Annotated in this window: 5 protein-coding genes; 2 read left to right on the top strand and 3 right to left on the bottom strand. The window is 52.7% G+C overall.

Annotated elements, in window-relative coordinates; translation table 11 throughout:
• Positions 1–126 precede the first annotated feature (126 nt).
• Positions 127–1,617, top strand: a complete 1,491-nt coding sequence (locus Enr10x_RS12260; RefSeq protein ID WP_145107399.1) for a sulfatase family protein — start codon at positions 127–129, stop codon at positions 1,615–1,617.
• Between the two features lie 160 nt (positions 1,618–1,777).
• Positions 1,778–6,229: an amidohydrolase family protein gene (locus Enr10x_RS12255; RefSeq protein WP_145107400.1), complete on the top strand. Its 4,452-nt coding sequence runs from the start codon at positions 1,778–1,780 to the stop codon at positions 6,227–6,229.
• A gap of 7 nt (positions 6,230–6,236) precedes the next feature.
• Here Enr10x_RS12255 and Enr10x_RS12250 read toward each other — a convergent pair whose 3' ends face one another.
• From Enr10x_RS12250 to pabB, 3 genes are all read right to left on the bottom strand, one after another.
• Positions 6,237–7,148 carry a thioredoxin family protein gene (locus tag Enr10x_RS12250; RefSeq protein ID WP_197996514.1) on the bottom strand — a complete coding sequence of 304 codons (912 nt, stop codon included), beginning with the start codon at positions 7,146–7,148 and terminating at the stop codon, positions 6,237–6,239.
• Positions 7,149–7,449: 301 nt separating this feature from the next.
• Positions 7,450–8,034 (bottom strand): anthranilate synthase component II, encoded by a 585-nt coding sequence (locus Enr10x_RS12245; RefSeq protein ID WP_145107405.1) that lies wholly within the window; start codon positions 8,032–8,034, stop codon positions 7,450–7,452.
• Positions 8,035–8,058: 24 nt separating this feature from the next.
• Complete coding sequence (gene pabB, locus Enr10x_RS12240) at positions 8,059–9,546, bottom strand: aminodeoxychorismate synthase component I (protein ID WP_145449382.1); 1,488 nt, start codon at positions 9,544–9,546, stop codon at positions 8,059–8,061.
• Between the last annotated feature and the right edge of the window lie 11 nt (positions 9,547–9,557).

The following is a 9,557-nucleotide window of genomic DNA, read 5'->3' as shown; positions in this document are numbered from 1 at the left end:
GGTCTCTGAACTCACAATCCTGCGAATCAGAATTGCGACATGTTCCGGGATCGTACATGATAACAGTAACATTCCTTGTTTTGAGTAATTCAACCAGGTTCAATCCTACCATACGGGTTCAGCAGAATGAAAATAAAAAGCGCCTCACTATTTTTCGTTGCGATCTTCCTGTTCAGCTTGCAGATTCAGGCTGCAGAACAACATCACAAAAAACAGCCGAACATTCTCATCATCTTGTGCGATGACCTCGGCTATGGCGATCTGGCCTGTTATGGGCACCCTCATATTAAAACACCAAACCTCAACCAGTTGGCCTCGCAGGGCATGCGGCTGACCGACTGCTATGCCAGTGCCCCGGTCTGTTCTCCCTCCCGGGCGGGACTGCTGACGGGACGAACTCCAAATCGACTGGGCGTTTACGACTGGATTCCCGAGGGGCATCCGATGCATCTGAAGCGGGAAGAGACTACGATCGCACAATTGTTGCAGCAGGCGGGGTATGATACGGCCCATGTAGGGAAATGGCACTGCAATGGTCTGTTTAATTCCAGTGAGCAGCCTCAACCCGGCGATCATGGTTTTCGGCACTGGTTCAGTACTCAGAACAATGCGATTCCCACTCACGAGAATCCGGTAAATTTCGTCAGGAATGGGAAACCGGTAGGAGAGATTGAAGGATTTTCCTGCCAGATCGTGGCTGACGAAGGGATTCAATGGCTCAAAGGTCAACGCGACAAAGAGAAACCGTTTTTCCTGCATGTCTGCTTTCATGAACCACATGAGCGGGTCGCCTCGCCCCCGGAACTGGTCAAGCAATATCTGGATGAAAGCATTTACGAAGACCAGGCTCAATACTTTGCGAATGTTGCCAACATGGATGCAGCGGTTGGCCGATTGATGAAGACACTCGATGATTTGAAGCTCGCGGATGACACGTTCGTATTCTTTACCTCAGATAACGGTCCGGAAACGTTGAATCGCTATGGAAAAGGATCTCGCCGTTCCTGGGGATCGCCGGGGGTTCTGCGGGGTATGAAACTTCACATTTATGAAGGTGGGATTCGGGTTCCCGGGATCATCCGCTGGCCCGGACACATTGCCCCTGGCCAGGAAAATCACACCCCCGTCTGTAGCGTGGACCTGCTGCCCACGTTCTGCGCGATGGCGAATGTCCCGTTGCCTCGGGAGCGACCGTTGGACGGGACCAACCTGTTGCCCCTGTTTTCGGGAAAGTCGATTGAGAGAACCACTCCTCTGTTCTGGAATTACTATCGAGCTTACAGTACGCCGCGGGTGGCGATGCGTGAAGGAGACTGGAAAGTAGTCGCCCACTGGAGCGGCCCTGAGGGGATTCTTCCTCTGGGAAACAATGTGAACTCGATTTCGCAGCAGATCATCAAAAACGCAAAGCTGACCAAATTCGAACTCTATAACCTCAAACAGGACATCAGCGAACAGCATAACCTGGCCTGGCAGGAACAGGATCGCCTGAAAGCAATGCAGAAAAAACTGGTTCAAAAGTATGCCGCGGTCCAGCAGGAAGGTCCCGTCTGGGATACCACAGAGTACGAACAGATCCGCGAAAAACGACTGTTTCCTCAGAAATCTAAGAAATGAACCTTCCAGGCCCCCTGCACCAGTTTGAAATTACGGGTTTTCCTGCCTGATCGACAGGGTTTCCCTATTCTCAGCAGTTGCCCTGCCTGCTACAGTGAAGGCTCTCTTAAGTAACAGCTTTGCTGTGTACCCTGCCTGTTTTTCGCTGTATGGAATCGACATGCAATACTTTAAATGGTTGAAACAACTGTTCCTGGTCTGCATTCTTGCTGTGACGCTTCCGGTTCAGGCGCAAGTCGAACGCCAACCGGGGTTTCAGCCTCAGGTCTTTGCTTTGACTCACGCCACGGTAGTGACTCAACCGGGGACAGTGTTAAAAAATGCAACGGTTCTGATTCGAGACGGACTGATCGAAGCCGTGGGAACTGAAGTGGCCATTCCCGGGGATGCAGAAGTCGTTGATTGCCAGGGAATGCAGATCTACGCTGGCTTTATCGATGCTGCCTCCAGTGGTCTGCTGGATAAAGAGGTCAAGCATCCCAAACCTGAGGAACGGAAAGTCGATTTCGGTCGGTATGCGCTGGCAGCGACCCGTCCCGATAACCGGAACTATCTCAGTCCCGAGTTTCTGGCGAATCAGGCCATTACCCGTAAAAAGAACAACTTTTCTGATTATCAAAAGGCCGGCTTCACGTCGGTGCATGTACTTCCTCTCGGAAAGATCGCCAGCGGTCAGGGGACACTGCTTTCGACCAGCGAATTACCTGTCAGAGAAGCAACATTGCTGAAGACCACTGTCGGATCATTTCGGCTCTACGCGCCGCATGGTGATGTCTATCCGACGACTCTGATGGGCGCTGTAGCTCATCTGCGCCAGTCGTGCCTGGATGCCCGGCACTACGAGAAACACTGGAAGCTCTACCAGGATCAGAAAGCCTTTGTGAAGCGTCCACCGACTGATGCCACCTATGTTGCTCTGCTGGAAACACTCAATGGAAAGCAGATCCCGGTCTTTGCAGCCAATACACGGGACCAGATTCTGCGGGCATTGGATTTCTGTCAGGAAGTCAAGATTAAGCCTGTTATTCTGGGGGCTGAGGAAGCGCATCTCTGCCTGGATCGTTTAAAGAAAGACTCACAGGGGGTCATCTGCCAGCTCGATTTTGCCGAGAAGCCCAAGATCAAGGAAGAGAGCCAATCCGACAAACTGACAACTGAGTTTACTGATCCACTGCGCGTCCAGCAGGAGAAACTCAGGCTCTGGCAGGCACGGATTCGGGGACTTTCCCAACTGGCAGAGAGTGGATTGCCGGTTGCCTTCACTTCGGAAAAGTTAAAGAAGCATGTTTCTGATATCGTACCGCAATTAAGAATAGCTGTGAAAGCGGGTTTTGCAGCAGATGAGGCACTGCGCTGTTTAACGGTAGATGCCGCCCGGATTCTGGGGATTGAACAGCGGCTGGGGACGATCGAAAAAGGGAAACTGGCGCAACTGATCGTGATGTCCGCTCCCTGGGAAGAGAGTGATTCCAAAGTACGCTACCTGTTTGTCGACGGGCTCAAACTGGACTTCACTGAAAAAGAGAAAGAAGAAAAGAAAGAGCCGACCAAAACGCCAACTGAAATGAAAGACAAGCCTGTCACCGTTGACCTGGCAGGTAACTGGGGAGTCGAAATCAATTCAGCCCAGGGAAAAGTGATCGGCGAGTTGAAACTGGCCCAGGACCGAACCTCTCTGCGTGGGACCTTCACCAGTGAAAAAGGGAATGGCAAAGTCACCGCGGGCAAAATTGAAAAAGACAAAGTCACACTCACAGTTGCCATCGGGGCTGGCGAACATTCGATCGAACTGCAGTTCAATGGTGACCTGGGCGCTGAAAAGCAACCTTCGAAACTGGCAGGGAAACTCAAGTCGGCTTTCGGAACAGAGACAAGCTGGTCTGCGGTTCGTAAGGCAGAGAAAAGTAAACCCGCCGCTGATAATCCAATTCAGCTCTCTCTCGAAGGGACAGATGACGACGACCTGCCCTTCTCCACAGCCGATTCAGAGGTGCTGATAGCTGAAAAACCTCAAGCCGATTCTACCACCGAATCCGACGCCAGTCGGCACCAGTTTGACACCGAACTGGAGTCAGACCGGATCAGCCGCTATCCCTCGACAGGTGGGAATCTACTGCTCAAAAACGGAACGGTCATTACGGTTACCGGAAAGACACTCCCGCATGCATCAGTCCTGGTGAAAAATGGAAAGATCATCGCCATCGGAGCTGACTTGAAAGCACCTGCGGGAACGACGGAGATCGACGTTACCGGGATGTATGTGATGCCGGGGATTATTGATACGCACAGTCACATCATGATTACTGAGGGGATCAACGAATATTCTCAGTCCATCGTTCCAGAAGTTCGCGTGCGAGATGTCGTCAACACCGCTGATCCTTCTGAGTACCGGGCCTTAGCTGGTGGAGTGACGGCAGCACGACTGTTCCACGGATCAGCGAATGTCATCGGCGGTCAGGATGCAGTGGTCAAGCTGAAACACGGCAAGACGGCTCGGGAACATATCCTGCATGATGCCCCTCAGGGAGTGAAATTCGCGTTGGGAGAGAATGTGAAGTATCGGACATCACGTTTTCCCAATACCCGGATGGGAGTGGAAGCAACGCTGCAACGGGCGTTTCTGGAAGCCGTCGATTACCGCCGACAATGGCAGCAGTATCAGCGTGCGAAACAGGCCAATCCGAAACTGAAACAACTGCCTCCCCGCCGGGATCTGCGGCTTGAAGCTTTGGCGGATATCGTCAATCACGAAAAATTCATCCACTCACACTGTTATCGGGCCGATGAAATCCTGATGCTGCTCCGTGTCGCCTCTAATCTCGGTATCCGGGTCTGGTCGCTGCAGCATGTGCTGGAAGGGTATAAAATCGCACCGGAGATTCTGGCCCACGGAGCCAGTTGCAGTACGTTTTCCGACTGGTGGGCCTACAAAGTAGAAGCCTTTGATGCAGTACCGCATAATGCGGCACTGCTGAATGAGGCGGGGATCAATACTGTAATCAAGAGTGATGACTGGGAACTGATCCGTCATCTGTACGTCGAAGCAGCGAAGACGGTTCGCTATGGAAATATGTCATTCAACGATGCCCTGCGGACGATCACGATCAATCCAGCCCGGGAACTGGGACTGGACCAGCAGATCGGATCGATCGAGATCGGCAAGGATGGCGATTTCGCTGTTTTCAACGGACATCCCCTGAATGCTTATACCCGCTGCGAGATGACTATTATCGAGGGGGAAGTTTACTTCGATCGTAAACAGCAGCCGACGGCCATGTCCAAGGCAGCGGAAAAACGGTCCGAGCATTCCCGGACTGTGATTGTGGAACGGGATGAGGAACCACTGAAATTACCGTCGGCTGAGGTGAGGGAATTTGCAATTGTGGGGGCGACACTGCACCCTATTGATCGCGAGATGATTCCGTCGGGAACCCTGATTGTCCGAAATCAGAAGATTAAATATGTGGGGCCGTCAACAACGCTGTTTAAAAATCTTCCGGTCATTGATGCCAAGGGACTTCATGTTTATCCGGGCATGATTGATACCGGGACCACGCTGGGGCTGACCGAAATCGACAAAGTCAGAGAGACCCGTGATTATGCCGAGAGTGGCGATCTGCAACCGGATCTGCGCACCGGTGTAGCGGTCAATCCGGATTCTGAACTCTTCCCGGTCGCCCGGGCGGGGGGAATTACCACTGTCCTGGTTTGCCCGCATTCCGGGCTGATTGCCGGACAGACTTCGATCGTCCAGACAGCCGGCTGGACCGCTCCCGAAATGGTCATGCAGTTGGAAGCGGGGCTGCAGATCAACTGGTCTACCAAACAGGAGCGACAGGATGAGCTCAAAGACTTTGTGAAACAGGCACGCCTGTATCAGAAACTGAAATCACAGACCCAAACTGATGCGTCGCGGCGTCCTGTGACTGACCCACGGTATGAAGCGCTGCTGCCTTATCTGGATGGTAAGAAACCGGTTATTATCGAGGCCAATTCGCGCGAAGCGATAGCCGGAGCGTTACTCTTCGCGGACGAAGAAAAACTGAAAATCATAATTTCTGGTGGTGCTGATGCCTGGAAACTGACCAAAGAACTGAAGGCGAGAAAGGTACCAGTCATTGTGGGACCGGTGATGCACCGACCTGAGGAAGATTATGACCCCTTTGATGCCCCCTATACCAATCCAGCCCATCTGTATGAGGCCGGCGTTCCATTCTGCATTCGGTCGCACAGTGCCTGGAATTCACGGAATACTCCGTTTGAAGCTGCGATGGCGGTCGCTTATGGACTACCGGAACAGGCCGCGATTCGCTCGGTGACCCTTTCTGCAGCGGAAGTACTGGGGATCGAGGATCAGGTTGGCTCTTTGACCAAAGGCAAACTGGCGAATCTGATAATCACTGACGGTTCGCCTTTGCAGCAGACGTCACACATCAAGGCAGTCTGTGTTGGTGGTACTCTTATGCCACCTGCAAGTAAACAGACCCGGTTGTACGACCGTTATCGCCAGCGTCTGCAGGAGTTCCAGAAATCGTCAGGAGATAAAGCGGCTCCCATGCCCCTGGAAACTCAGAAAGCAGAACCCGCGAAGAAACCGGCGAATACGAAATAAATGCCGATCAGCGTAATAGGCTGCCACCCACCTGTTCAATTTTAAGCACATGCATGGTGCGGCTGTAACGGTCCGGATTCTGTTTGAACTCTTCACGTGATTCCAGATCGACAAACAGGTACAGGTTATGATCGTAATAGGCACCGTATTTGGTGTCGCCGGGGATGGCGCGATCCTGTTTGTTTAGAATCACGGGGTCACAGCCCAGTAATTGAGGGGCATAACGTCCCGGATCGGCTTTGAAGATTTCCAGCTCGGTTCGACTTGCCATTTGATAGGTAATCCCCTGGTAAGGCCAGCTGAACTCTTCCTGTCCTTTTTTCCATTTGCGATCCCGGGTCAGCGCGATCGGGCTGTAACCTTCCAGGCCGATTCTTTCAGGATTTGTAGCGACGTATGTTTTGTTAGTTTCCTGCGGTTCCGGTTCTGTTTCAGGTTCCACCTGCTGCTGTTCTGCCTGTCGCTTGCGTTCCATCAGTTCCTGTTTGCTCTTCTGGGCCAGGTAAACGCGACGATCTTTTTCGTAACGGGAAGCACCACGTCCCAGAAAACTCAGGTATACATTCTGGTTCTGAAAGCCATCGGTGCGGGTGATAATCGTTCCGGTGGGAGTCAACAGGATATCACTGGGTAGAGAGCGGACGTTAAAGCGATCGACGAGATGGCGATGCTGATCACTGTCGATTTTAACACCAATCACGCGTTTACCGAACAGATTCTTGACGGCGGCGGTTCGTAAAACGGTCTGATCCATCTGATGACAGGGACCACACCAGGAAGCGTGGAAATGCAGCAGCAGCGGCATGTCTTTTTCCTGGGCCTGTTTCAGAGCGGCGTCAAAGTCATGCAGCCAGTCACCGGCTGAGGTCTGACTGACCGATATCACGAGCAGAGAGAACGTGACTGTTAAGATCGACAAAAACTGTCTGTTTAATCTGACGCTGGTGAATCGCATGTAAGTGCCCCCACAAATCTTCCCGTATTCCTGTGCCTTTAGTGTGCGCAGTGAAGCGGATATCAGGTTCGTTCGAGTTCTGATAACTTCATTTTTATCGGTTGGTTGAGGGGTGGTTGTTCTGAAGTATTACTCAGTTATTCAATCAGGAGGGAAGGAACCGCGAAAAACGGGGGATCATGACGGATAAGTTTGATTGATCACAGGCAAACTTCGACCAGTTTGACTAACCGGCCCCGAGATAGAGTGAGTGTAGCACCCTGGTTTATTCTGAGAGACAGGGGGTCGTAAAGGAGAGAAAATTTTCCAGGAGTGCCAGGCCACATTCGGTCAAAATTGACTCAGGATGAAACTGAACCCCGAAGAGCGGCGCTGATTGATGTTCGATCGCCATGGGGATGCCCTCAGCAGTGCGAGCCGTGATCAACAGCTCAGCGGGTAAGGTCGCCTCATCAATGATCAGTGAGTGATAGCGAGTGGCGGGGAATGGATTAGGCAGACTGGATAAAAGTCTGGAACTTTGATGATGAATCAGGGAAGTCTGTCCGTGAACGGGTTCCGGTGCCCTGATGATCTGTCCCCCCAGGCTGGCAGCGATCGACTGATGCCCCAGGCAGACTCCCAGAATGGGGACCTGATTCATGAAATGACGAACCAGATCCTGGCTGATTCCTGCTTCCTCCGGGGTACAGGGGCCGGGGGAGAGGACGATCGCTGATGGAGCCAGGTCAGTGGCCTCTGCGAGGGTGATCTGGTCATTGCGCACCACAGATGTCTCTTGTCCCAGCTCTTCGAAGTAGCGGGACAGGTTGAAGACAAAACTGTCGTAGTTATCAATAATCAGGATCATCGGTCTGGTTTCAATGAGTGCGAATTATGTTTCTAAAGCAGCGATCATGCCGGCTGCTTTGTGCAGTGTTTCTTCGTATTCCAGGCGCGGCTGGCTCTGGGCAACAATTCCCCCGCCGACGGGAAATTGAATCCAGCCTTTTCTCACCGTGAACGTGCGAATCAGAATGTTGCTGTCAAACTCTCCGTTTAATCCGGCATAGAACAGACTGCCACAGTAGGGACCGCGGACCGTGGGCTCCAACTCGGCAATGATCTCCATGGCACGCACTTTGGGAGCACCCGTGATAGAGCCACCCGGGAAGGACGAAGACAAAAGATCCCAGACGGTATGTTCCGGCCTGAGGTTTCCGCGGACTTCGGAGACGAGGTGCTGGACGGTTTCGTAGGTCTCCACTTCGCACAGATGAGGAACGCGGATCGACCCCGGTTCACAGACTCGAGACAGATCATTGCGCAGCAGGTCCACGATCATCACATTTTCCGCCTGATCCTTCTTGCTTTCGCGCAACTCATCGCGCGTCAGCAAATCTGCTTCGGGTACTGTCTTGCGGCGGCGGGTTCCCTTGATCGGGCGGGTTTCCACTTCACTTCCCGAGACATTCAGAAACCGTTCCGGAGACGCGCTGAGCACTGCCCAGTCATCCCAGGCGAAGTAACCTGCGAAAGGGGCCGGATTGCGGGAACGTAGATTCAGATAAAGCTCTGCTGGCGACATGGTAACCGGGCTGAGCAGGCGTTGGGAAAAGTTTGCCTGAAAAATATCACCCGCGTAAATATATTCTATGATTCGTTCAATCTGGCGGAGAAACTGATCTTTGCTGAAATTGCTGAGAATCCCTGGAAGGCCCTCGACCGCATGAGACGCAGAGAGTGCGCTGAGATCTAATTGTTTTTCTAAAGGCGACTGTAGAACGACAGAACTGCGTTGCTGGGGTACACCTGATTCAATTCGCTGTTTGATTGCGCAGAGTCGCTGAGCAGCCAGGTCTGTGCTCTGTGATTCGAGGCTGGAGTCAAAACCGTGCACGATCAGCCAGGCACGGTGCTGCTGATGATCCCAGGTAATCACCCAGTCATAAAAACCGACCGCCAGATCGGGCAATCCAAATTCATCGTGGGGAGCCCGGGGAAACTCTTCCCAACTGCGTCCCAACTCGTAGGAAAGCAGTCCTGCAAATCCTCCCTGGAATGGGGGAAGTTCTGGCAGCGAGGGTCTCTGCAGACGCTGATGCAATTGCCGGATCGCCTCGAAGGGATCCGTCCCGAACTGAGCCTGTTGAATCTGAAAGCGTTTCAACGGGTTAAACATCAGGTAGGAGTAGCGTCCTAGAGATTCGGCGTGACGGGCACTGTCCAGAACGAGCAGTCCCTCTTCGCCGGCAAATGTTTGCAGCAGCTGTTCCAGGTCCGGGCATGGGACGAGTTCCTCGACGAGCGGCAACGGGCTCGTTTCACCGGTCCCCTGCTCCGGGGAACAATATGAGAGATCCTGAGATACATGACCGGACATAACTGAACAAT

Source organism: Gimesia panareensis (assembly GCF_007748155.1).
Taxonomy (GTDB): Bacteria; Planctomycetota; Planctomycetia; order Planctomycetales; family Planctomycetaceae; genus Gimesia; species Gimesia panareensis.
This window is presented reverse-complemented; position numbering and strand designations above follow the sequence as displayed.